Here is a 22,463-nt window from a genome sequence, read left to right as displayed (position 1 = left end):
GTTATAGCGTCACCGCTAAATCGGCTGGTCCAACCAGATGGTCGGCTTCGTCATTGGGGATCGGTGGTCGACACACGCGACGGAAATGAGCGAATATTGAGGGTCATCACCCTCGAGGACGGCGAAACCCTGCACAACGCCTTTTTTGACCGAGACTTTAGGAAAGAAGACCAATGAAACTGCACTACTACCCTGAGACCGACAGTCTCTACATAGAATTGAAGTCCGGTCCAGGAACGGAGACGCGAGAGGTTGTGTCGGGCCTCAATGTGGATATTGACGCGTCTGGCGACGTGGTCGGACTCGATATCGACCACGCCTCGAAAAAACTCGATCTCACCACACTTGAGACGATTTCATTGCCCGTGCGAGTCGCCAAAGTGGCGTGACTGTTCTTTTGAGCGCGCCATTCACATTGCTGAATCTTAATCCGTGCTTTAGCCTCCCTTCACGCAATTGTCATTTTCCAGCCCTGTAGGGGCGCCCTATAATGTCCCCCTGTCGCGGCCGGCGTTTCGTGGCCGCGCTTTGCGGACCCGCCATACTCAGGGGGTTCGCCAGGAGGGACTTATGGCGAATGCCTTGCCAATCGTCTCAGAAGACGGCCTAGCCCGCTATCTATCTGAAATCAGGCGGTTTCCAATGTTGGAGCCGCAGCAGGAATATATGCTCGCCAAGCGCTGGCGCGAGCATGAAGACGCTAAGGCCGCGCAGGAGCTGATCACGTCGCATCTGCGGCTCGTGGCGAAGATCGCCATGGGCTATCGCGGCTACGGCTTGCCGATCGGCGAAATCGTTTCCGAAGGCAATGTCGGCCTCATGCAAGCCGTCAAGCGCTTCGAGCCCGAGCGTGGCTTCCGCCTCGCGACCTATGCAATGTGGTGGATCCGCGCCTCCATCCAAGAGTATATTTTGCGCTCCTGGTCGCTCGTCAAAATGGGCACCACCGCGAGCCAGAAGAAGCTCTTCTTCAATCTTCGCAAGGCCAAGAGCCGCATCTCCGCCTTCGAAGAAGGCGACCTCAGGCCTGAGAACGTCGAAAAGATCGCGCATCGGCTTGGCGTGTCCAAGCAGGACGTCATCGACATGAATCGCCGCATGGGCGGCGACGCTTCGCTCAATACGCCATTGCGCGAGGAGGGCGAAGGCGAATGGCAGGACTGGCTCGTCGACGACAGCGTCGATCAGGAGCATCTGCTCGTCGCCCACGAAGAAAGCGACAATCGCCTGAAGGCGCTGCGCGGCGCGCTTGACGTGCTCAATCCGCGCGAGCGGCGCATCTTTGAGGCGCGGCGGCTTTCGGATGATCCTCTCACGCTCGAAACGCTCTCCGAGGAATTCGGCGTGTCGCGTGAGCGCGTGCGGCAGATCGAGGTGCGCGCCTTCGAGAAGGTGCAGGCGGCGGTGCGCGACGGCGTCGCGCGCATCGAGTCGACGCCTGCGCCGGCCGCGTAACGGCTCCAGAATCCGAGGAACGATTGAACGACGCGGCGCAAGAAGCGCGCCGCGCCTTTCAGGCCGGTCACGCCAAATCGGTCTGCACTCCGCAAAAAGTCGCACGAACTCACCAGAGCTGTGGCGCCTGCCCCAAGCCTTCGCTCGCTCTATATTGGTGAGGATTGGGAGGCGCGCCAGAACAGCGATATGTCTCATTGGCTCATTGTCGGCGCCAGCCGCGGGATCGGACTTGAAACTGCGCGTCAGCTTTCGGCGCGAGGGGAGCGCGTGACCGCGAGCGTGCGCAGCGCGGCGGGCCTGGCGGCGCTGAAAGCGGCAGCGCCGCAGGCGGCGCCCTTGCAGTTCGACGTGCGCAATGAGGCCGAGATCGAGGCCGCCGCCGCGCAAGTCTCCGATCCGATCGACGTGCTGATCGCCAACGCCGGCGCCTATGGGCCGCAGCGCCAATCCTCGACCGACATGGATTTCGAAGGCACGCTCGATCTACTCTCGATCAATACGCTCGGCCCGCTGCGCGTCGTTCAGGCCTTCCTGCCGCTGGTGAAGCGGAGCGCCCATCCCCGCATCGTGTTGATGACCAGCAGATTGGGCTCGATGTCGCTGGGCGGGACGGTCAATGTCGCCTACCGCGTTTCGAAAGCAGGGTTGAACAAGATCGCGCAATGTCTCGCTGACGATCTGAAGGCGGAAGGCGTCATCGTCGTCGCCCTCAGTCCGGGTCGGGTGCGCACCGACATGGGCGGGCCGAACGCGCCGCTCGACGTGCGCGACAGCGTGGCGGGCATCATTCGAACCGTCGAGTCGCTGACGCTCGTCGATACGCGCCGCTATCTCGACTATCGCGGTGAAGAGCTTCCCTGGTGAGGGCGCCCCGCGGAGCGCCGGACAGGCGCGCGCCTAATGTTTTTCTTGCTGCGGCCCGGCGCGCGCGACGGCAAGCGCGTTTCGCGCCTGGGTCTCGAGCCTCTCCGCCGTCTCTCTCGCCAACGCTCTTCGTGGCGTCGGCACATCGAGCGTCGCGACGACGCGAGCCGGACGCGGTGATAAAAGGAATATCCTGTCCGCGAGCGCAATCGCCTCGCGCAGATCGTGAGTCACGATCAGCGTGGTGATGCGCCGCTCGTCGATGAGCCTTGCGATCATCTCGCGCAGATCCTTGGCCAGCGCCGCGTCGAGCGACACAAGCGGCTCGTCGAGCAGCAGCAGGTCCGGCTTGACGGCGAGCGCGCGCGCGAGCGCGACGCGTCGGGCGAGCCCCAGCGAAAGTTCGCGCGGGAAATGCGATGCGTGCTCGGCAAGCCCGAGTTCGTCGAGAAGCGCGGCGATGTCGTCTTCGCGCGCATGCGGCGCGGCGATGCGGATATTGTCGATGACGCTGCGCCAGGGCAGCAATCGCGGCTCTTGGAAAACCATGCCGAGCCGGCCGTGTTCGGGCACGACGATCGTTCCGACGAAGTCCTTGTCGAGTCCGGCGATGAGCCGCAGCAGAGTCGTCTTGCCGCAGCCGGAAGGGCCGACGACCGCGCCCGCCTGTCCCGCGGGCAGCGTCAGCCGCAAATCTTCCAGCGCGCGAAGCGGGCTGCCGCCGGCGGAATGATAATCCTTAGACGCGATCGAGACGTCGAGAGACGCCGCGCCGCCAGCGCGAGACGTGTCGTTCAAGAGGCTGCACCAGAATCGTTTCGACGCCGAGCATCAGCGCGACGAAGGGAAGCGCGTAAGCAAGCAGAAGCTTCATGTCAAAGAGCTGAAAGGCCATGTTGATTTCAAAACCGACGCCGTTGGAACGCCCCAGCAGCTCCACGACGAGGACGATCTTCCAGACGAGCGACAGGCCGGAGCGCGTCGCCGCCGCAAGATAGGGCGCGAGCTGCGGCAGGACGAGATGCTTGAGACGCGCGGCGGGCGAAAAGCGAAAGACATGCGCCATGTCCTCAAGATGCGGATCGAGCGCCCGCGCGCCTTCGCGCACGACGACGATGGCGTTGGGCAGCTTGTTGAGCGCGACGGCGCCGATCGCGGCGACTTCCGTGAGGCCGGCCCAGACATAGGCGAGCACGATGACGACCAGCGCCGGCAGATTGAGCAGCGTGATGAGCCAGGGATCGAGCAGCCGGTCGGCGAGCTTGTTGCGACCCATGACATAGCCGATCGCCGTGCCGAAACTCATGGCGAGAGCGAAGGCGGCGACGACGCGCGCCAGCGTGATCGTGAGATTGAAGAACAGCCCGCCGGAGACCGCCTCTTCATAAATCTTCTCGAAAACGGCCATCGGTCCGGGAAGTCGGCGCGGATCGGACAGAGACGCGCCGATTTGCCAAAGCAGGAGCAGAGCCGCAAGCGAGATGAAACGGATCAACGCGGCTTGCCCTTGGCGTCCTTGTAGAAGGTTCCGGGATCGAGCGTTTTGCCGGGGCCGACAAGCTTTGCGCCGCCAAGCGCGGCGAGCGCGCCGTAGAGCGTCCGGGCGTCGGCCTCTTCCTGCGCGATCGAGCGTTTCGGCGCGCCGGCGACATAGCGCTTGCGGTAGACGTCGACTGTCTTGGCGTCCTTGCCGCCGAGGCGCTGCGCGATGACTGCGCTCCAGGCCCTGTCGGATGTCGCGATCAGCTCCTTGGCTTTCTTCGTCATCGAGAAGAACCGCGCCAGCGCGTCCCTGTTCTTCGCCGCGAAATCTTCGTCGAAGACATAGCCGGTGACGACGACGTCGCCCTTGGCGCCGAGCGCCTTTTCGACGTCGGTGAGCTCGACGGCGCGCCTGAAGCCTTGCGCTTCAAGATCGGCGGCGAAATTCCAGAATTCGAGCGCCGCATCGACCTCGCCCTGCAACGCCTTTTCGGCGATGAGCGGCGGCGCGCCGTACAGCACCGTCGCGGTCTTGTCGAGATCGACGCCGTTCTTTAGCGCATAGGCTTTGAGCATCAGCCAGCTTTTGTCGAGCGACCCGCCGGCGACGCCAAGTTTCTTGCCGACGAGGTCCTTGACGCTCTTGATCGCGGGGTTCTTGGTCATCACCGCGCCGATCGCCGATGAGTGCGGGTAGAAGGTCAGCTTCGCGCCCTGGGCGCGCTGGCGGGCGACCCATAGCCAATCGGAGATGATGAGGTCGGCGCCGCCGCCCTGGATGGCGATCTTGCCGGCGTCGGTCGAGGCGAGCTCGGTGGCGTCGATGTCGAGCTTGGCTTCCGTATCGAGGCCGAACGCCTTAGCGACGGCAAGTTCCCAGCCGAGCGTGCCGGTCTTCTGCAGCGCGATACGCAGCTTTTCCGCCTGCGCCGGCGCGGCGAGGAGAAAGACGTTGGCGAGACAGGCGGCGAGAGCGACGAAGAAGCGTTGCATGTTTCCTTCGACTTTTGCTTCGAAGTCTTACCGCAGGATCGAGAGGGCGTCGATGCGTCTGCGCCTTCACCCACCCTGCATTGCTTCGCAATGCGACCCTCCCTGATAGGGGAGGGTGGCTAACCGATGCACGAAGCTCGACGAAAACTCTCTCGACGATCGCGTTCGATCCCACTTGCGCGCTTTCACCCTCCCCCTCAAGGGGAGGGTGAGCGCGAACTCTTCGTCGCAAGCGCCGCTTCATAAAAATCCGCGAGCTGCGAGAGTAGGGCGGCGCAGTCGCCTTCAAAACTCGAGCCGTGCATCACGGCGAGGCGACGGGGCTCGATCGCCGCGAGCATGCGGATCGTCGGGCCGGTCATCGGCGTCAGCGACGTGGCCTGGAAGGCGTTCTCCGCCGTCATCGCCGCTTCAAGCACGCTCTCCGTCGTGACGGCCGGTCCTTGACCGATTTGCGTGAGGAGATCGCCGCAAAAAAGCGTGCGGGTCGTCTCCTCATAGATCAGCCCCGATTCCCACGCATGCGGCACATGCGGCGTATCGATGTAACGCACGCGCTTTCCGCCGATATCCAAAATCTCGCCGTCCGTAAGCGCGCGCGGCGGCCGGTCGGCGAGATCGTTGAGCGACACCATGCAGGCGGTCTGGCCATGAACCACCTGCGCCTGCAGCGCCGCGGCGAGCCAGAGATTCATCGCGCCGCATTCATCGGCTTCGACATGGCCGAAGGTAATCCAGCGCAGTCGCTCAATCGGCATGATCGCGGCCAAGGCCTTCGAGACGAACGGAAACAGCGAACGCGGCCCGCAGTGAAACAGCAGCGGCTCGTCGGCGTCGATGAGGAACTGGTTGAAGGTGAATCCGGCGGGCGCCGCGATCTCCGGCACAAATGTCGACAGACGATAGATGCGCTCGGCGATTTCATCGAGCTTTGTTTCCATCTCACCCTCTGACGGCATTCGGTCGCCGCATGCGTGAATCCGCGCGGCCCTTCATCTGCGCCTAGCCTTTCTCCGCGTCCCATCGATGGCGAAGGTAAAGCAGCAGGAGCAGCCATACCGCGATAAAGCCGTCGGAGAAAATCGTCAAAAAGTTGTAGGGCGCATAGTCCCCTGCGCGAAGCGTCTGCTCGATGTGCCCATAGGTCGCCCCGAGCATGAACAACGACCATCCAAGCCCGGTGGCGAGCCAGAAGGCGCCGCGGATCCAAATGCAGAGAAAACCGAGAACGCCCCAGGCGCCGTCGTGAACGCCGACTTCGAACTGGAACGGGCTGCCCGGCGGCCAGCCGATGCTGCGCGCGGTTTCATCGGCGAAGAACACATGCGGGACGAAGCCGAGCGGCAGGCCGATGACGCCGACGTCGAGAACCAGCGCGTAAAGCAGCAGCAGGCGAACGACGCGCGCGCGAGTCCTTGGGACTTTGCTTAGCGCCAGATGCGCCAGCGGCAGCAGCACGCTGAAGAGCGCGACGATGAGGCCGATCATGGCGACGCGGCCGCTTTCGCGTCCTCCGCCGCGGCGGCGGCGATGCTGTGCGGGCCCGCTTTCAGCGCCTTGATCTGATATTTTTCACATTCCGTGCTCAACGCTCCGAGACCGCCGTAAAGCCTCTCGGCGTCGCCATAGCCGATGGCGGCGAAGCGATAAATCAGCTCGCGCACGAGGCTGGGCTTCAGGAAATAGCCGGAGTGGACGTCAACCTCGCCTCTGACATAGACCCAAAGCAGGCGCAGATGTCCAAGCCAGGATAGATTCGGCGACACGCCGGGCGCAGCGTCCGTCACCACCCCATGTCCCTCGGCGTCGATGCTGTCAGTACAGTCGAAATAGGTCAGCCTTTGAGCGAATGATTCTTCCGACTGCACGGCGTCGAGTTCCGCGTAAAGCTGGTAAAGGGTGCGCGCGCCGACGCGCAGATTGCCGAGCGTCAGCTGTTCGGAAAGGCCCCAGCCGGTCAGCACGCCGACATTGCCGAGCCGATAGCCGAACCTGCGGCTCTTCGTCGGCAGCGAAAAGAAATTCGCCGTCGTCGAAATGTCGCGCAAAACTTCGTCGCCTTCGTTGGAGAAAAGATGGGCCTCCTGAAAGCGGATCAATGACGAATGCAGCGCATTGCTGCGGCCGAACAGCAGCACCTCTGATGGAATGTCGGGCGAGACGAGAACTAGGCGGCGCAATATAAAATTCTCTCCAATCTTCGATCTGAGCTCCCGCCGCCCGCGCTCCTCTTCGCTTCCGAGCGTCTCTGGGCCGTGGCGCATCGCGGCGATCGCGAGTGGGGAAAACACGTCGGAGAGAATGCGCACGGCGTTGGTGACGACGAAGCCGCCCATGCTATGGCCGATAAAGGAAAGGTCGACCCTTCCGACAAGATCGTCGGGGTCATCGCTCGGTCGTTTGGGAAGCCTGTCGTCGATCTCGCGAATAAGATTGACGAGATCGGGCACGCCGTAATTCGTCGCTCGAAAGCCGTCACGAAAATAGACGATGAGCCGCAAGCCAAAAAGGGTGAGGGGAATGATGGCCATGGCCGCAGTCAGAGCCGTCACGACGACGCGCGTGAGCTTCCACCAGTCGCAAATCTCGAAAGAGAAGTTCACGAGATATACGGCGGCGAGTGAGACGAAGAGAATGCCAAGGAGGAACAACGGCGCGGCGTTCAAGCCGCTTCGCCAAGGGGTTCCCATGGCCTCTGAGGGCCAACGATAACCGATGCAAACGAGGCCGCGGTTTTTGAGCGCGTCGTCGTCGTTCAGCGCGATGAACGACTCTTTGAAAGTTTCGAGAACTTTCTTTCGAGGCGTGTTGAAGCCGTGGACGGTAATCAGGAGTTTAGGGTTCGCCTGCGTGCTCAATACCTTGACGATCTTATCGATCTCCGAAGGTTCGCAATTTTCAGGAGTTGACGGCGCGCTTTCCTTGTCGTCGATATTATCGGGCGCTGTGCTTTCGACGAAGAAAGCGGGCGTGAAGGCCTTGGCGGCAGGTGGTGGGGTGACCTCGTACACCGCTAATTGTTTGTCGTGCGCCATGGGGCCGCTCCGAAATTTTTGATTGAGCGATAAACCTAAGGTGAGTATTTAGCCGGGTCCAAGCATGCCTCAGCGTCGCCTGTGCGACAAGCCGAAGCGCTGTCTGCCTTTTTTGTGAACTCCCTATGTCGGCCAGGCGAGAACGCTTGCGCCGAACCGGCCCACGCCGTCCCGAATCGCGCTAAGATCGCTCATGGCTTCAAAACCCGATCTTTTCAGCGGCGCGCCGCGCAAGGCGCCTGCGTCGAAACCCGCCCCAAAGCGCGGGCCGGCGGAATATTCCGCCGCCTCGATCGAAGTGCTGGAGGGGCTCGAGCCTGTCCGCCGGCGCCCCGGCATGTATATCGGCGGCACCGACGAGGCGGCGATGCATCACCTCTTCGCCGAGGTGCTGGACAACGCCATGGACGAGGCCGTGGCCGGCCATGCGACCTTCATCGAAGTGACGCTGGAAACGGACGGCTGGCTCACGGTCAATGACAACGGCCGCGGCATTCCGGTCGAGTCCCATCCGAAATTTCCCAAGAAATCGGCGCTGGAAGTGGTGATGACCACGCTCCACGCGGGCGGCAAGTTCGATTCAGGCGCCTATCAGACCTCCGGCGGTCTGCACGGCGTCGGCGTCTCGGTCGTCAATGCGCTGTCCGAAAAGCTCGAAGTCGAGGTGGCGATGGCCGGCCAGCTTTACGGCCAGGAGTTTTCGCGGGGCCTGCCGCTCGGCAAACTCAAGACGCTTGGCCGCGTCAACAATCGGCGCGGCACCAAGGTGCGCTTCAAGCCCGACGCGCAGATTTTCGGCGCGGGCGCGCATTGGAAGCCGGCGCGGCTCTTCCGCATGTCGCGCTCCAAGGCCTATCTCTTCGGCGGCGTCGAAATTCGCTGGCGCTGCGATCCTTCGCTGATCGACCCCGGCGCGGACACGCCGCCGGAGGCGGTGCTGCGCTTTCCCGGCGGCTTGAAGGATTATCTGGCGCGCGAAATCCATGGCAAGGAACTCGTCGCCGACCAGCCCTTCGTCGGCAAGATCACGCGCGAAGGCGGGCATGGTTCGCTGGAATGGGCGGTCTCCTGGCTCGCCGAGGATGACGGCTTTGTCCATTCCTATTGCAACACGATTCCGACGCCCGACGGCGGCACGCATGAGGCGGGGTTTCGCGCCGCGCTCTTAAAGGCGCTCAAGGATCACGCCGAACGGGTCGGACAGGCGAAGCGCGCCAAGGACATCGGCGCCGACGATCTCATGGGCCAGTCGGCCGCGATGATCTCGGTCTTCATGCGCGAGCCGGAGTTTCAGGGCCAAAACAAAAGCCGGCTGATGAGCGCCGAGGCGGCGCGGATCGTCGAAAGCGCGGTGCGGGACGCCTTCGACCATTGGCTCGCCGGCGCCCCCTCGCAGGCCAATAAGCTCTTAGATTTCGCCGTTGAGCGCGCCGAGGAGCGCCTGCGCCGGCGCGCCGAGAAGGACATCGCCCGCAAGACCGCGACCCGCAAGCTGCGGCTGCCCGGCAAGCTCGTCGACTGCACGAATAATTCGGCGCAGGGCTCGGAGCTGTTCATCGTTGAAGGCGACTCCGCCGGCGGCTCGGCGAAGGAGGCGCGCAACCGCACGACGCAGGCCATTTTGCCGTTGCGGGGCAAGATTTTGAACGTCGCCTCGGCGACGAAGGACAAGCTCCTCGCCAATCAGCAGCTCGCCGATCTGACCCAGGCGCTCGGCTGCGGACTGGGGGCGCATTACCGCGACGAGGATCTGCGCTATGAGAAAGTGATCGTGATGACCGACGCCGACGTCGACGGCGCGCATATCGCCTCGCTGCTCATCACCTTTTTCTATCGGCAGATGCCGCGCCTCATCGAGAACGGCCATCTCTATCTGGCGCAGCCGCCGCTCTATAAGCTGACGCAAGGCGCGAAGACCGTCTATGCGCGCGACAATGAACATCGCGAGGAATTGATCGCCAAGGAGCTGACCGGGAAGGGAAAAATCGAGACCGGCCGCTTCAAGGGGCTGGGCGAGATGAGCGCGGCTCAGCTCAAGGAAACGACGATGGACCCGAGCAAGCGCACGCTCCTCAAAGTCGTCGTGGAGCCGGAAGATCGCGAGGAGACCGCGGACTGCGTCGAGCGGCTGATGGGCAACAGGCCGGAAGCGCGCTTCGCCTTCATCCAGGAGCGCGCCGAGTTCGCGACGGAACTCGTGGATATCTAGCTCAGGGCGATCGGGTGAGGAAACATACGCGAAAACGGGTTTCCTCGTCCTTCGAGACGGCCTCTATGAGGCCTCCTCAGGACGAGGAACCCTTTGCCAAGCCCCTCGCGCCCGGACGCGTCTGGGAGTATGGTGTCGTCCTCCCACGATGATAGGCGCCGCGTGACCGACACGGAAATTCGCCCAACGACCGAGGATGCGCGCCCCCCGCGGTCCGTCTGCGACGAGCAGGCCTTCGCCCTGGAGCGGATGCAGCTTGCGCTCGACGCCGGGCGCACCGGCATCTGGGACTGGAACCTCCTGACGGGCGAAGTGCATATCGACGAGCGCGTGCGCCGTCTGTGGGGCCTTCCCGAAGGCGTTCCGGCAAGTTTTGAAATTTTTCGCAGCGCGCTGCATCCGCAGGACAAGAAGCGCACGAAAGAGGCGGTCGGCGTCGCGCTCGATCCCACGCACGAAGGCGATTACGAGATCGAATATCGCGTCATCGGTCAGACCGACCGCATCGAACGTTGGGTCTCGGTGCGCGGCCGCACTTTTTTCGACGAAGGCCGCGCGGTCCGCATTCTCGGCACCGCGCGCGACATCACGCCGCGCAAGCAGCGCGAGCAGCATGTGCGCGTGCTGTTGCGCGAACTCGTGCATCGCTCGAAGAACCTGCTCGCCGTCGTGCAGGCGATGTCGCGGCAGACGGCCGCCGGTTCGCCCTCGGTCGAAGATTTTCAGCGCAAATTCGGCGCCCGCCTGCAGGCGCTGTCGATGGCGCATGATCTGCTCGTGTCGCAGGATTGGCGCGGCGCCTCGATGCGCGAATTGGTGCGCGCTCAACTCGCCTATTGCATGGACGTGCCGCAGGGCGACGTGACGTCGCGCGCGACGATCGATGGCCCGAAAATCATGCTGAAGCCGGAGGCGGCGCAGAACATCGGCCTCGCCTTGCATGAACTCGCCACCAACGCGCTAAGCTTTGGCGGCCTGTCGCGGCCGGACGGCGCCGTCGCGCTGACATGGCGCTTCGAAGACGGGCGGCTCAATATCGAATGGCGCGAGAGCGGCGGCCCGGCGGTGGCGATGCCGCCGCGCGAAGGCTTCGGCCATAAGGTCATCAAGCGACTTGTCGCGCAGGCGCTGGATGGGACGGCGACGCTCAACTTTCCGCCCGACGGATTGGTTTGGACTCTGTCGATTCCGGCGAGCTACGCGACCGTCAGGGACGATCAGGTCTGATCGCTCAAGTTCCCGTCGCACTCATCCCAGCAGATCGATCAGCGGTCCGATCAGCGGCGCGTCGGCGGGCGGCATTGGATAGTTGCGCAGATCGCGCGCCCGCGCCCATTTCACCGCCTGGCCTTCCATCGGCGAAATAAAGCCCTCCCACTTACGGCAGACGTAAAGCGGCATCAGAAGATGGAAGCCGTCATAGGCGTGGCTCGCGAAGGTCAGCGGCGCGAGGCAGGGCGCGCAGACCCGCACGCCGAGTTCTTCTTCGAGTTCGCGCGCGAGTGCGTCTTCCGGCCGCTCGCCGGGATGCAGCTTGCCGCCGGGAAATTCCCACAGACCGGCGAGCTGCTTGCCCTCGGGACGTTGCGCGATCAGCACGCGATTGTCGGCGTCGACGAGCGCCGCCGCCACGACGAGAAGGAGAGTCACGGGCGAACTCAATTGCCGGAGAGAACGACTTTCACCGGGCCGTTTTCCTTGCCGGTGAGCGTCACTTCTTCATACATCGCGCCGCCTTCAGGCGCGTGCGCATCCTTCGGCTTCCAGATGAGCTGGGTGGTAAGATAGTAGCGCCCTGGCGCGACATTTTCGAAGGTGAATCGCCCATTCGACTCCGTCGTCGTTGTGCGGGTCAGAGAGGCGTATTGCGTGTCCGGCTCGACCTTCGGAATTGACGCGGCCGGCAGGAATTTCACCGAGCCGTAGAAATTCTTGATGCGGGTCTCCGCATAGGTCGTGGCCGGTATCAGCCTCACGGTTTCGCCGGCGGCGTAGCGCACGTTCGATCCCGAACCATCGCGCAGAAAGGCCTGTCCGGCGATGACGCCCCTGCCGGGCGCCCTGATGTAATTCGCCTGCGAGGGATCGAAGCCAACGCTTGGCGACGGACCACGCGCGGCGTTGCAGGCTGAGAGCAGTACGAGCGGCGCGGCGAAGAGAAGCTTGACGCAACGCATGACAATAACGCTCCACCAGAACGCAGGTCGCACACTTTGACCGGCGCCGACGCCCACGCCCCGCGGATCAGACCGAAGAGGCGACTTCGGCGACGATCAGGCAATCTAGCACGTCATGCACCGTTCTGACGACTGCGACGCACAGCGACCGCTCAGCCGCAGTCTCCGGCGCGAGGTCGGGAATCATGATCGTTATCGCGCCCGAGAGGATCATCCGGCGGTCAGCTCCGGTAGTCGCCGTTGATCGCGACATAGTCCTTGGTGAGATCGCAGGTCCACACGGTCGCCGCGCCTTTGCCGAGTCCAAGATCGACGTTGATGACGATGTCGTCGCGCTTCATGATCTGCGAAACTTCCGCTTCGTCGTAGCCGGGGTCGCGCACCCCCTTATGGGCGACGCGCACGCCGCCGAACCAGATCGCCAGCCTGTCGCGATCGGCCTTTTCGCCGGCCTTGCCGACGGCCATGACGATACGGCCCCAATTGGCGTCCTCGCCGGCGATCGCCGTCTTCACAAGCGGCGAATTGGCGATGGAGAAGGCGACGCGCTTCGCCGCCTTGGCGCTGTCGGCGCCCGTCACCGTCACCTCGACGAATTTGCGCGCGCCTTCGCCGTCCTTCACCACTTGATGGGCGAGATCGAGCAGCACGGCGTCGAGCGCACGCTTGAATTCGATCAGCCGCTTGTCGCTCGCCTTGTCGATCTTCGGCGCGCCTCGCGTCTTCGCCGCGCCTGTCGCAAACAGCAGCAGCGTGTCGGAGGTCGACGTGTCGCCGTCGACGGTGATGGCGTTGAAGCTGCCCTTAACGCCGCTCTCGAGCAGCGTCTGCAGCGCCTCGGCGCCGATGGCGGCGTCGGTGAAGACGAAGGCGAGCATCGTCGCCATATCCGGCGCGATCATGCCCGCGCCCTTGGCGAAGCCGCTGATCGTCACTTCGACGCCGGCGATCGTCGCTCTTCGGGTCGAGAGCTTCGGATAGGTGTCGGTGGTCATGATGGCGCGCGCGGCGTCCAGCCAGCCGTCGGGCCGCGCCTCCTGCGCGAGCTTCTCAAGCACGCCATCGAATTTATGCGCGTCGAGCGGTTCGCCGATGACCCCCGTCGACGCCAGAAAAATTTGGCGCTCGGGCGCGCCGGTCGCCGCGGCGGCGAGCTTCGCCGAGAACTTGACCGCCTGTGCGCCGGTTTTGCCGGTGAAGGCGTTGGCGTTTCCGGAATTGACGAGCAAGGCGCGCGCCTTGCCGCCCTTCAGCTTGTCGCGGCACCAGTCCACCGGCGCCGAGGGACATTTGGATTTGGTGAAGACGCCCGCGACCGTCGTTCGCGCGTCGAGCAACGCCAGCATCACATCGGTGCGTCCGGCGTAGCGCACGCCCGCGGCGCCGACGCCGAAGCGCACGCCCTCGAGCGGCGGGATTTCGGGCGCGGATTTCGGCGCGAGCGGCGAGACAGCGGCGTCATGAGCCATAGTGGAGCCTTGTCAATCGGAGTGGGCCTGCGCGGATGTGGCCGGCGCTACAGCTCCGCGTCAAGGCTGACTTGGGGCGGTCTCGCGCAATTCACTGTCCCCTTGATGGGGAGAGTCGCGCCGTCATCCGCGCGGGTGGGCGCCCCCACCCGAAAATGCTTCGAGCTACAACCCTCCCCCATCAAGGGGGAGGGCGAAGGGCTCGGCGCTTACTTCTTCTTGGCGTCGGCCGGCTTTTGGGTCGGGGCCGGCTTGGCGCCGGGCGCGCCCTCGGCCGGCGCGTCGGAACGTTCGATCTTGGCGCCCTCGCGCAATTTCATGACGAGTTCGCTCTGCGCCTTCTGCACAACGTAGCGGGCGACCTGATCCTTCACCTCATTGAGCGGCGGGAAAACTTTCGGGCGCTTCTCGTCGAGCTTGATGATGTGCCAGCCGAATTGCGTCTTGATCGGATCGGAGACCTGACCCGGCTCCATCTTCGCCGCCGCGTCGCCGAACTCCGGCACCATGCGGTCCTTGGTGAACCAGCCGAGGTCGCCGCCCTTGGCGCCGGGGTCCTTGGAAAGTTCGGTCGCGACCTTGCCGAAATCCTCGCCGGCCTTGACGCGCTTCAGCGCGGCCTTCGCCTCTTCTTCGGTCGGCACCAGAATATGGTGCGCGTGATATTCCGTTTCGGGCTTCTGGTTCTTCGCCGCTTCGTCATAGGTCTGCTTGACGGCCGCTTCAGTCGCCGCGTTCTTCGCGACGTCGCCGAGCAACGTCTCCATCAGCGCCTTGTCGCGCAGATAGGCGAGCTTCTTGGCGAATTCCGGCGTCTCGGCGAGCTTGTCGGCCTGCGCCTTCTGCACGACCAGCTGCTCGTCGATCAGGAAGTCGAGCACATAGGTTTCGCGCGCCTTTCCTTCGAGCTGACGCGGAATGGCGGCGCCAAGGTCCTCCATCGCGAGCTTCAGGTCCTCGTCGGTGATCTCGACGCCATTGACCTTGGCGAGGGTTTTCGCGACCGCAGATGTCGCGCCGACGGCGCTCATCGCCAGCAGGGCGGCGAGCGCGGTCGCTCCGAGCGCGGCGCGGGCGAAAGAACGCGCATTCTTGCGGGCGTGAGACATGATGTGCTCCAAAAAGAGGCCAGGGCGGCCCTGAACAAAAGCGGCCGTCGCCGCTGGCGGGAAATGCTCCTGCGCGAGGAATCCGGCGTATCTATGCCCGAGGAGCCGGTTCTGACAACTCCCGGCTACGCCGAAACCGGGCGCTCGGCGACCTCTCCGACGACGCTCGTGAAAATTTCCCGGGTTCGCTTCTGCGTATCGGCGAGCAGGGCTTCGAGATTGGAAAGATCTGGCGCGTCGCCGACGCGCAGCAGCAGCTCCGTTAGTCCGCGCGGCGCGTCGGCGGGACGGAAAGCGTCGTCGATGGCGAGTCGCAGCAATTGCGTCAGCCCTTGATAGAGCTTTGAGGCCTCCGCCAGCGCGTCCGCCGCGCCTGCGTCGAGAAATCCGGCGTCTTTGACACGCTGCAGGGCGAGCGTGGCGTTCGTTGAAAAAAGCTCAGGATGCTGCGGGCCATGCAGCAGCATCAAATATTGCGCGATGAACTCGATGTCGATCAATCCGCCGGGAACCTGCTTAACCTCCCAGGGACTCGTCGAGCCCTTTTCCTTTTCGATCCGCCGGCGCATGGACAAAACGTCGTCCTTGAGTTTTTGCGCGTCGCGAGGACTCGTTAGCGCCACGCGGATCGCCGCTTCGACCCGTTGTGTGAACGCCTCAGGACCCGCGACGACGCGGGCGCGGGTCAAGGCCATGTGCTCCCAAGTCCACGCTTCATGGGCCTGATAGTCCGAAAAGGCGGCGAGACTTACTGCGAGCGGCCCGCTGTTGCCGGAAGGACGCAAACGAAAATCCACCTCATAGAGCAGGCCTTCGGCCGTGGGAGCGGAAAGGGCGCTGATCAGCCTCTGCGTGAGCCGGCCATAATATTGCTGCGTTGAAATCGGCCGTCCGCCGCCCTGTGATTCCGCCAGTGGGTCGGCGTCGTAGAGCAGCATCAGATCGAGATCGGACGCGGCCGTCATCTCGCATCCGCCAAGCTTGCCCATGGCGACGACCGCGCACGCGCCGCCATCGATCGTTCCATGCGTTTTGGCGAATTCCTCGCAGACGCGCGCGAAGAGCCGGGCGATCAGCGTTTCGGCGAGCCGCGTATAGGCGAAGCCGGCCTCAGTGACCGACGCCGATCCGGTCAGAATGCGCACGCCGATGAGGAATTTCTGCTCCTGTCCGAAGATGCGGGCGCGGTCGAGCGCGTCTTCATAGGAGCGCGCTTCGGCGAATTGCCCGGCGAGACGCTCCTCCAATTCGCTTTGCGTCGGCGCCGTCTCGAAAAAAGCCGGCTCCATCAGCGCGTCGAGCACGCGCGGGCGCCGAGAGATCGTTTCGGCGAGCTTGGGCGCCGCGCCGGTAATCGCGGCGAGGAGTTTGAGAAGTCGCGGCTGCGAGACGAGTAGGGAAAAGAGCTGCACGCCCGCCGGCAGTTTCGAGATGAGCCTGTCGAAGGCGAGAAATGCGGCGTCGGCGTTCTCCGTTGCGGCGATGGCTTCGAGCAGGATGGGCGTCAGCTCCGTCAGTCGTTCGCGCGCGATCGTCGAACGCGTCGCGGCGTAGCGGCCAAAATGCCAGCCGCGAATGGTCGCCGTCACCGTCTTGGGGCTGGCGAAGCCCATATTGGCGAGCGTTTCGATCGTTTCCGGATCGTCGTCGTCGCCGGTGAAAACGAGATTGCCGGCCGACGATGTCAGCTGCGGCGCGCTTTCGAAAAGCTTCGCATAATGGCCCTGCACCACGTCGAGCCGCTTCAGCAGCGCTTCGGCGAAATCGGCGTAGCCTGTAAACCCCATCATGCGGCCGATGACGGCGACGCCGTCTTCAGTTTCCGGCAGCGTGTGTTTCTGCTCGTCGGCGACCATCTGGATGCGATGCTCGACGTCGCGCAGAAAGAGATAGGCTTCGCGCAGATCGTCGCGCGCCTCGCGCGCCACCCAGCCGCTCTCGACGAGCTGGTCGAGCATCGCCAGCGTCGAGCGCCCGCGCAGGCGCCGATCGCGGCCGCCGGTGATGAGCTGCTGCGTCTGCACGAAGAATTCGATCTCGCGAATGCCGCCGCGTCCCAGTTTGATGTTGTGGCCGGCGACGGCGATCTTGCCATGTCCCTTGTGGGCGTGAATCTGCCGCTTGATGGAATGCACGTCGGCGATCGCGGCGAAGTCGAAATATTTGCGCCAGACGAAGGGCGCGAGCTCCTGCAGGAACTGTTCGCCAGCGAAAATGTCGCCCGCCACGGGCCGCGCCTTGATATAGGCGGCGCGCTCCCAGTTCTGGCCCATGCTTTCGTAATAGCTGAGCGCCGCTTCGAGCGGGATGGCGATCGGCGTTGCGCCCGGATCGGGACGCAGCCGCAAATCGGTGCGAAACACATAGCCGTCGGCGGTGCGCTCGCTCATGATCCGCACGATCCGTTTCGTCAGTTTGACGAAAAAATCCACATCCTCTGACGGCTCGGCAAGTCGGGCGCGCGAACGGTCGAAGAACACGATGAGATCGATGTCGGAGGAGTAGTTCAGCTCAAACGCGCCGCCCTTGCCCATGCCGAGAAAAATCCATCCGGAGCCGCGTTCCGGGTCGCGCTGATCGGCGAGTTCGATCTTGCCGGCGAGCGCCGCGGCGCGCAGCGTGAAGCGAATGGCGGCGGAAAGCGTGGCGTCGGCGATCCGCGTCAGCGCCCGCGTCGCCTCCGGCATGTCCCAGACTTTGGCAAGATCGGCGAGGGCGATGACGAGCGCGGCTTCTTGCTTGGTGACGCGCAGCAGGCGCATCAGCTCGGCTTCGTCTTGGGTTTCGATGTTTCGCGTTTCTTCGATCAGCGCCTCGATGCGCTGCGCGGGATCGCTCGCGAGGATGCGCGCGAGCCGCGCCGGATCGCGGGCGGAAAGGTCGGTCAGATAGGGCGACGCGCCCAAGACGCCGAGCAGCAGATCGCGCGCTTTCGGCCGGTCCCGCAACAGCGCCGCGAGCGCGCCATTGGCGGCTGCGTCCCTCTCCAACACACGGGCGAGCGCCTCTTCGGCCCTCTTCGCGTCGAGAGGCTGAATGACGACCTGGGCGCGGTCGATAAGCGAATGTTCTGTCGGCGTCAAAATCTTTTCCCGGCTGAGCCGTCGATGCGGCGCTGGCCCTTCGGTATAATCCCGCGCGTCGCGCAAATCAGCCCCGGCGGGTCAACGGCCCTGGGGCGTCTCTAATTTCAAAGCAACTGCGGGGAAATTCATGTCGCAAGAGGATGTCGCGCAGCTGCTCGCCCGCATCGCCGGGGCGCTGGAGCGATTGGCGCCGCCGCCGCCGCGTGCGCCCGACTTCTCCGCCGCCGAGGCGTTCGTCTGGCGCGCCGCCGGCGAAGCGTTCCATCCCGTCAGCAGGGTCAATCGCGTCGATCTGGCGCTGCTCAAGGGCGTCGACCGTCAGCGCGACATGCTTCTCGCCAACACCAGCCGCTTCGCGCAGGGGCTTCCCGCCAACAACGCGCTGATGTGGGGCGCGCGCGGCATGGGCAAATCCTCGCTGGTGAAGTCGGTTCACGGCGCGCTGGCCGAGAAGGGACTGAAACTCATCGAAATCCATCGCGAGGATATTGAAGCGCTGCCCGCGCTGCTCGGCGCGCTGGCGCAGGCGCCGTTCCGCTTCATCGTCTTTTGCGACGACCTGTCGTTCGACGGCGCGGAGACGAGCTACAAGGCGCTCAAGACCGCTCTCGAAGGCGGCGTCGAGGGTCGGCCGGACAATGTGCTGTTTTACGCCACGTCGAATCGCCGCCATCTGTTGCCGCGCGACATGATGGAAAATGAGAGCGCCACGGCGATCCACCCCGGCGAGGTGATCGAGGAGAAAATCTCGCTCTCCGATCGCTTCGGACTTTGGATCGGCTTCCACAATTGCAGCCAGGATGACTATCTGGCGATGGTCTTCGGCTACGCCGACCATTTTGGCCTCGGCGCGCCCGAGGCGACGATCCGCGCCGAGGCGCTGGAGTGGTCGATCACCCGCGGCGGCCGTTCCGGCCGTGTAGCTTGGCAGTTCGTGCAGGATCTCGCGGGGCGATTGGGGAAAGAATTGTCCTAGGATCGTCCGACGTTTACGCGTCCGCGCCTGACTTCGCCCCTGGATTTTCTTCGCGCTTGCTAGCTTTCGTTCCGCATCAGCCTTAGCCTGAGCTGGGGCGAAAAGGGGGCAGCATGAGCTTCAGACGCATTGCGCTTATCTCGATCACGATGTTTTTCTCGTTGGTTTCTCTTTCGGAAAGCGCCTTTGCTTTCTGTGGCGTGTTGCAGGCTTCAGCCAGCGGCTATTCCAGAGACGAAGCGCTTTCAAAGGCCAACAACAAGGGCCTCGTGGAGGTTCGAAGGCTTGAAGGCAATTATGGCAGCCGCAATGTTCATTACCAAACCGCCACGTCGTCTTGCCGCGAAGGCGGGAGGGTGACGTGCTTCATCTCCCAGAAGTTCTGCGTCGACAGCGGCCAACGACAGCGGCCGGGTCGCGGCGAGGAAGGCCATTCGATGCATGGCTGCCCGCCCGGAACGCGGCCCGTTCCGGAAACGGATAACTGCGTGCCTGTACGTAAACGAATGAGCGAATTTGAAAGCCAGCCGTGGAAAAAGCCGGGTTGCCGGACCTGGAAACAGAGCTGCGACAGAGGCGACGCCCGGGCCTGCGGAAGATATGAGTCGACCTGCCAGGTCAATTGACGTGAGAATATGGCGAGACGCCTGCACGGCAGGCGTCTCGGATCGCCGTCCGGCGGATCAATACGGACGCTCCGGCGTGCATTCCGCCGTCGTGCATCGCGGTTGGTAGGCATAGGGGATCATGGCGGCGACAAGCAGCAATCCGCCCATGATGATGATCGCCATTTTGTAATTCATCGCGGTTCCTCTCCGAGAGCGTTCGGCGCTTCGGCTTGATTGGAATAGATCCCACGTCGCCCGACGTGCGTCTGTGACTTTGTCTTCATTGCCGCGTGGGGCTGCAGGGATCGGAAGATCAGATCGTCTTGGCTTTGAACCGGCACAGATCGGCGATCAGGCAGCGCGGGCATTCTGGCTTGCGCGCCTTGCACACATAGCGTCCGTGCAGAATGAGCCAGTGATGCGCGTGCAGCAGATATTTCTCCGGCGTGATCCTCGCGAGTCCCGCTTCGACCTCTTCGGGCGTCTTGCCGCTTGCGAGCGGCAGCCGATTGGAGACTCGAAAAATATGCGTGTCGACCGCGATCACCGGCTCGCCGAAGGCGACATTGAGCACGACATTCGCGGTCTTGCGGCCGACGCCGGGGAGCGCCGTCAATTCCTCGCGCGTGCGCGGCACGTCTCCGCCATGCCGTTCAATCAGCAATCGCGACAGGGCGACGATATTTTTCGCCTTGGCGCGGTAGAGGCCGATCGTTTTGATCAGGTCGCGCACGCGCTCTTCGCCGAGCGCCGCCATCTTGGCGGGCGTGTCGGCCTGCGCGAAGAGCGCCGGAGTCGCCTTGTTGACCCCAGCATCCGTCGCTTGCGCGGACAGCACGACGGCGACGAGCAGCGTGAAGGGGTTTTTGTAACCGAGTTCGGTCTTGGGTTCGGGATTCGCGGCTGCGAGACGCGCAAAAATCTCTTCGATGCGCGCAGCTTCAGCGGCCGCCGGCCGCCGGCCGGCGCGCGGTTTTTTAGTGACGCGCGCGCGCTGACTGTTTGTTTCCGCCATGGGCGCGTTATAACTTTTAGAATCTGAGGGACAAAGCCGGCAGGAGAAATGTCCGACCCCTTCGAGCGGAAAATTTACGAAGCGCGGCTGACGCCGCATCGGTCGATGACGCCGCACGCCTTCTACCTTTTCATTATGATCTTCTGTTTCGGACAGCTGCTGTTCGCGCTGCCGTTCTTCTTCATGGGCGCTTGGCCCGTCGCCGGCTTCATGGGCCTCGACGCGGTCGGTCTCTATCTCGCCTTCCGCGTCAGCTTCCGCGCCGCCCGCAGTCATGAGACGCTCGACCTCACGCCGCTGGAGCTCGTTTTCGCGCAAATCGGCGCGCGCGGACAACGAAAGGAATGGCGCTTTAACCCTTCCTGGGTGCGGCTTGAGCAAACGATCCACGAAGAATTCGGGACAGAGCGGGTGGCCCTGATCTCGCGCGGCGAATGCATTGAGATCGGCGCCTTTTTGGGGCCGGATCAGAAAGCGGAGCTGGCGCGCGAACTGAACCGCGCGCTCATCGACGCGCGCATGGGCGCCCGTTTCGGCTAGAACGCGCTCCATTCCGCCCAAAAGCGGCAAGATCTAGCGTCGCTGGCTTAGCATAGCGTCGGCTTCCCGCATCAGCCGCGCCTCGTGCCGCTTATAGTAGCGCCAAAGCACAAACAGCCCGATGACGAGCCCGCCGGCGAGGGCCATCGCGATGGGACCTTCGATTTTTTCGAAGCCGGCCGTCAGGTAATACGCGCCAAAGCCGAATACGCAGGCCCAAACGACGCCGCCCGACGCGTTATAGATGAAGAAACGGCCAGGCGGCAGATGGTTTGCGCCCGCGAGAGAGGCCGCGAGAATGCGCAGCAACGCGACGAAGCGGCCGAAAAAGACGATCGCGCCGCCCCAACGATAGAAGAGATATTGGCCCAGGCGCAGCTTTTCGGGCCCGACCCCGACATGATGGCCGTAGCGTTCGAGAAGCTTCGTTCCATACTCCCGCCCCAGCCAATAGCCGACATTGTCGCCGACGATCGCGCCTGCAGCGGCCGCCACGACAATATTCTCGATGGCGATCGCTCCGGAGAGCCGCGCGTAAATTGCCGCGCCGACCAGCATGGTTTCGCCGGGCAGCGGAATGCCGGCGCTTTCCAGGGCCACGACGATAAAGATCGCCCAATAGCCGTAGGTCGAAAGGATGGCGGCGATCTGCGCCTGGTCGAGAAAATGCGTCATCCATGGCCCAGAAAGTATCCGCTTCCGCGACTCTCATGTAGGCCTAAACGCGCAAATGGCGACGTCGCCGAAGCGAGGCCGCCATTCAAAAACGTCGATCGGACAGGGTCAGTGATATTGCAGCGCATTCTCTCGCGCGGCGCTGAAGGCGTAGGGCGGCGTCGCCGCCATAGCCTCGCTGTCCAAGAAGAAGGGGTCGCGCTCCAGCGCCACTTGGAGGACCTCCCGCAATCCTCTGAGCAGAGGCTGGTCGTCGCGGACGACCTTGGCGCGAAGCGCCTCTTGCGCGGCTTCATCCGACCGGCTCGCGAACTCGCGCACCGCCATCGCGACGAATTTGCCAACGCTGACGCCTTTCTCTTCGGCCGCGGCGCGCACGCGTTCGGCGAAGCCGCCGCCAATGCAGGCCAAGGCGGCATGTGCGACCTTGTCGTTCGAGCAGGAATTGATCAGATCCACGATGACCATGACGACCTCCGCCCTTGAACGTTCCATGTTTTGGAACCCTTTGTTGGCCGCGGTTTTCTTTATCTCCGCGACATCAGTTTTCCTCGCGCCATGAGGCGCGTCGGTTTCCGCCAAGCTATCCAGTCAAGCTGAACGTTATCTGTATGAGTGATGAAAAAATTCCGCATCCGACGATCGGATGGGATCTCTCAAGCCCGGCGAACAAGGCTGTCGGCGCAAGAGCCGAGAGACGTTCGCTCCCCATGCCGTGCGCTGCTGCCTTCTAACTGAAAGCCGTGACAGCTTCGCGACGAAGTTCG

At 63.5% G+C, this 22,463-nt stretch carries 23 protein-coding genes; 8 read left to right on the top strand and 15 right to left on the bottom strand.

Going from position 1 to position 22,463, the window contains the following annotated elements; genetic code table 11:
• Nucleotides 1–173: 173 nt before the first annotated feature.
• The 3 genes from ACR65W_RS06655 to ACR65W_RS06645 all read left to right on the top strand — a co-directional run bounded on the left by ACR65W_RS06655 (nucleotide 174) and on the right by ACR65W_RS06645 (nucleotide 2,322).
• Complete coding sequence (locus ACR65W_RS06655; protein ID WP_175093654.1) at nucleotides 174–389, top strand: DUF2283 domain-containing protein; 216 nt, start codon at nucleotides 174–176, stop codon at nucleotides 387–389.
• Between the two features lie 181 nt (nucleotides 390–570).
• A complete protein-coding gene (rpoH, locus tag ACR65W_RS06650; RefSeq protein ID WP_434501009.1) occupies nucleotides 571–1,455 on the top strand; it encodes an RNA polymerase sigma factor RpoH in 885 nt (294 codons plus the stop codon).
• 189 nt (nucleotides 1,456–1,644) lie between these two features.
• On the top strand, nucleotides 1,645–2,322 hold the full coding sequence (locus tag ACR65W_RS06645; RefSeq protein WP_434501010.1) for an SDR family oxidoreductase: 678 nt from the start codon (nucleotides 1,645–1,647) through the stop codon (nucleotides 2,320–2,322).
• 33 nt (nucleotides 2,323–2,355) lie between these two features.
• On the opposite strand, the gene ACR65W_RS06640 is transcribed toward ACR65W_RS06645, so the two are convergent.
• The 6 genes from ACR65W_RS06640 to ACR65W_RS06615 form a co-directional block, all read right to left on the bottom strand.
• Nucleotides 2,356–3,120, bottom strand: a complete 765-nt coding sequence (locus ACR65W_RS06640; protein ID WP_434501011.1) for an ABC transporter ATP-binding protein — start codon at nucleotides 3,118–3,120, stop codon at nucleotides 2,356–2,358.
• Complete coding sequence (locus tag ACR65W_RS06635) at nucleotides 3,062–3,817, bottom strand: ABC transporter permease (RefSeq protein WP_434501012.1); 756 nt, start codon at nucleotides 3,815–3,817, stop codon at nucleotides 3,062–3,064. The genes ACR65W_RS06640 and ACR65W_RS06635 overlap by 59 nt, the downstream gene beginning before the upstream one ends.
• On the bottom strand, nucleotides 3,814–4,797 hold the full coding sequence (locus ACR65W_RS06630) for an ABC transporter substrate-binding protein (protein WP_434501013.1): 984 nt from the start codon (nucleotides 4,795–4,797) through the stop codon (nucleotides 3,814–3,816). Before ACR65W_RS06630 ends, ACR65W_RS06635 begins: the two co-directional genes overlap by 4 nt.
• A gap of 197 nt (nucleotides 4,798–4,994) precedes the next feature.
• The gene (locus tag ACR65W_RS06625) at nucleotides 4,995–5,738 is read right to left on the bottom strand and encodes an MBL fold metallo-hydrolase (RefSeq protein WP_434501014.1); all 744 of its coding nucleotides are present in this window, start codon (nucleotides 5,736–5,738) and stop codon (nucleotides 4,995–4,997) included.
• Between the two features lie 61 nt (nucleotides 5,739–5,799).
• On the bottom strand, nucleotides 5,800–6,285 hold the full coding sequence (locus ACR65W_RS06620) for a DUF6790 family protein (protein ID WP_434501015.1): 486 nt from the start codon (nucleotides 6,283–6,285) through the stop codon (nucleotides 5,800–5,802).
• The gene (locus ACR65W_RS06615; RefSeq protein WP_434501016.1) at nucleotides 6,282–7,832 is read right to left on the bottom strand and encodes a hypothetical protein; all 1,551 of its coding nucleotides are present in this window, start codon (nucleotides 7,830–7,832) and stop codon (nucleotides 6,282–6,284) included. Before ACR65W_RS06615 ends, ACR65W_RS06620 begins: the two co-directional genes overlap by 4 nt.
• A gap of 193 nt (nucleotides 7,833–8,025) precedes the next feature.
• On the opposite strand from ACR65W_RS06615, the gene parE reads away from it, so the two are divergent.
• Nucleotides 8,026–10,041, top strand: a complete 2,016-nt coding sequence (gene parE, locus ACR65W_RS06610) for a DNA topoisomerase IV subunit B (RefSeq protein ID WP_434502403.1) — start codon at nucleotides 8,026–8,028, stop codon at nucleotides 10,039–10,041.
• Between the two features lie 162 nt (nucleotides 10,042–10,203).
• Entirely contained in the window at nucleotides 10,204–11,268 is a 1,065-nt protein-coding gene (locus ACR65W_RS06605) for a sensor histidine kinase (RefSeq protein WP_434502401.1), read from the top strand.
• Between the two features lie 21 nt (nucleotides 11,269–11,289).
• Here the strand turns inward: ACR65W_RS06605 and ACR65W_RS06600 are convergent, their stop codons facing one another.
• The 6 genes from ACR65W_RS06600 to ACR65W_RS06575 form a co-directional block, all read right to left on the bottom strand.
• Nucleotides 11,290–11,691: a (deoxy)nucleoside triphosphate pyrophosphohydrolase gene (locus ACR65W_RS06600; protein WP_434500055.1), complete on the bottom strand. Its 402-nt coding sequence runs from the start codon at nucleotides 11,689–11,691 to the stop codon at nucleotides 11,290–11,292.
• Between the two features lie 8 nt (nucleotides 11,692–11,699).
• Nucleotides 11,700–12,218: a carboxypeptidase regulatory-like domain-containing protein gene (locus ACR65W_RS06595; RefSeq protein ID WP_434500056.1), complete on the bottom strand. Its 519-nt coding sequence runs from the start codon at nucleotides 12,216–12,218 to the stop codon at nucleotides 11,700–11,702.
• Between the two features lie 67 nt (nucleotides 12,219–12,285).
• The gene (locus ACR65W_RS06590) at nucleotides 12,286–12,432 is read right to left on the bottom strand and encodes a hypothetical protein (protein ID WP_434500057.1); all 147 of its coding nucleotides are present in this window, start codon (nucleotides 12,430–12,432) and stop codon (nucleotides 12,286–12,288) included.
• Nucleotides 12,433–12,439: 7 nt separating this feature from the next.
• Nucleotides 12,440–13,687, bottom strand: coding sequence for a bifunctional glutamate N-acetyltransferase/amino-acid acetyltransferase ArgJ (gene argJ, locus ACR65W_RS06585; RefSeq protein WP_434500058.1), 1,248 nt, complete (start codon nucleotides 13,685–13,687; stop codon nucleotides 12,440–12,442).
• A 209-nt stretch (nucleotides 13,688–13,896) separates the two neighbouring features.
• Nucleotides 13,897–14,796, bottom strand: a complete 900-nt coding sequence (locus ACR65W_RS06580) for a peptidylprolyl isomerase (RefSeq protein ID WP_434500059.1) — start codon at nucleotides 14,794–14,796, stop codon at nucleotides 13,897–13,899.
• A 125-nt stretch (nucleotides 14,797–14,921) separates the two neighbouring features.
• Nucleotides 14,922–17,879 carry a bifunctional [glutamine synthetase] adenylyltransferase/[glutamine synthetase]-adenylyl-L-tyrosine phosphorylase gene (locus ACR65W_RS06575; RefSeq protein ID WP_434500060.1) on the bottom strand — a complete coding sequence of 986 codons (2,958 nt, stop codon included), beginning with the start codon at nucleotides 17,877–17,879 and terminating at the stop codon, nucleotides 14,922–14,924.
• Between the two features lie 130 nt (nucleotides 17,880–18,009).
• Between ACR65W_RS06575 and ACR65W_RS06570 the strand changes: the two genes are divergently transcribed.
• The gene (locus tag ACR65W_RS06570; protein WP_434500061.1) at nucleotides 18,010–18,858 is read left to right on the top strand and encodes an ATP-binding protein; all 849 of its coding nucleotides are present in this window, start codon (nucleotides 18,010–18,012) and stop codon (nucleotides 18,856–18,858) included.
• Nucleotides 18,859–18,971: 113 nt separating this feature from the next.
• Nucleotides 18,972–19,484, top strand: a complete 513-nt coding sequence (locus ACR65W_RS06565; RefSeq protein WP_434500062.1) for a hypothetical protein — start codon at nucleotides 18,972–18,974, stop codon at nucleotides 19,482–19,484.
• Between the two features lie 295 nt (nucleotides 19,485–19,779).
• On the opposite strand, the gene nth is transcribed toward ACR65W_RS06565, so the two are convergent.
• A complete protein-coding gene (gene nth / locus ACR65W_RS06560) occupies nucleotides 19,780–20,481 on the bottom strand; it encodes an endonuclease III (protein ID WP_434500063.1) in 702 nt (233 codons plus the stop codon).
• Nucleotides 20,482–20,529: 48 nt separating this feature from the next.
• Here nth and ACR65W_RS06555 point away from each other — a divergent pair, with 48 nt between their 5' ends.
• Entirely contained in the window at nucleotides 20,530–21,021 is a 492-nt protein-coding gene (locus ACR65W_RS06555) for a DUF2244 domain-containing protein (protein ID WP_196391699.1), read from the top strand.
• Nucleotides 21,022–21,054: 33 nt separating this feature from the next.
• Here the strand turns inward: ACR65W_RS06555 and ACR65W_RS06550 are convergent, their stop codons facing one another.
• On the bottom strand, nucleotides 21,055–21,696 hold the full coding sequence (locus tag ACR65W_RS06550) for a DedA family protein (RefSeq protein ID WP_434500064.1): 642 nt from the start codon (nucleotides 21,694–21,696) through the stop codon (nucleotides 21,055–21,057).
• Between the two features lie 108 nt (nucleotides 21,697–21,804).
• The gene (locus ACR65W_RS06545; RefSeq protein WP_434500065.1) at nucleotides 21,805–22,191 is read right to left on the bottom strand and encodes a hypothetical protein; all 387 of its coding nucleotides are present in this window, start codon (nucleotides 22,189–22,191) and stop codon (nucleotides 21,805–21,807) included.
• Nucleotides 22,192–22,463 lie beyond the last annotated feature (272 nt).

The organism is Methylocystis sp. (assembly GCF_051062815.1).
Taxonomy (GTDB): domain Bacteria; phylum Pseudomonadota; class Alphaproteobacteria; order Rhizobiales; family Beijerinckiaceae; genus Methylocystis.
Note: the sequence above shows the minus strand (reverse complement) of the source record. Positions and strands in the feature narration are given on the sequence as shown.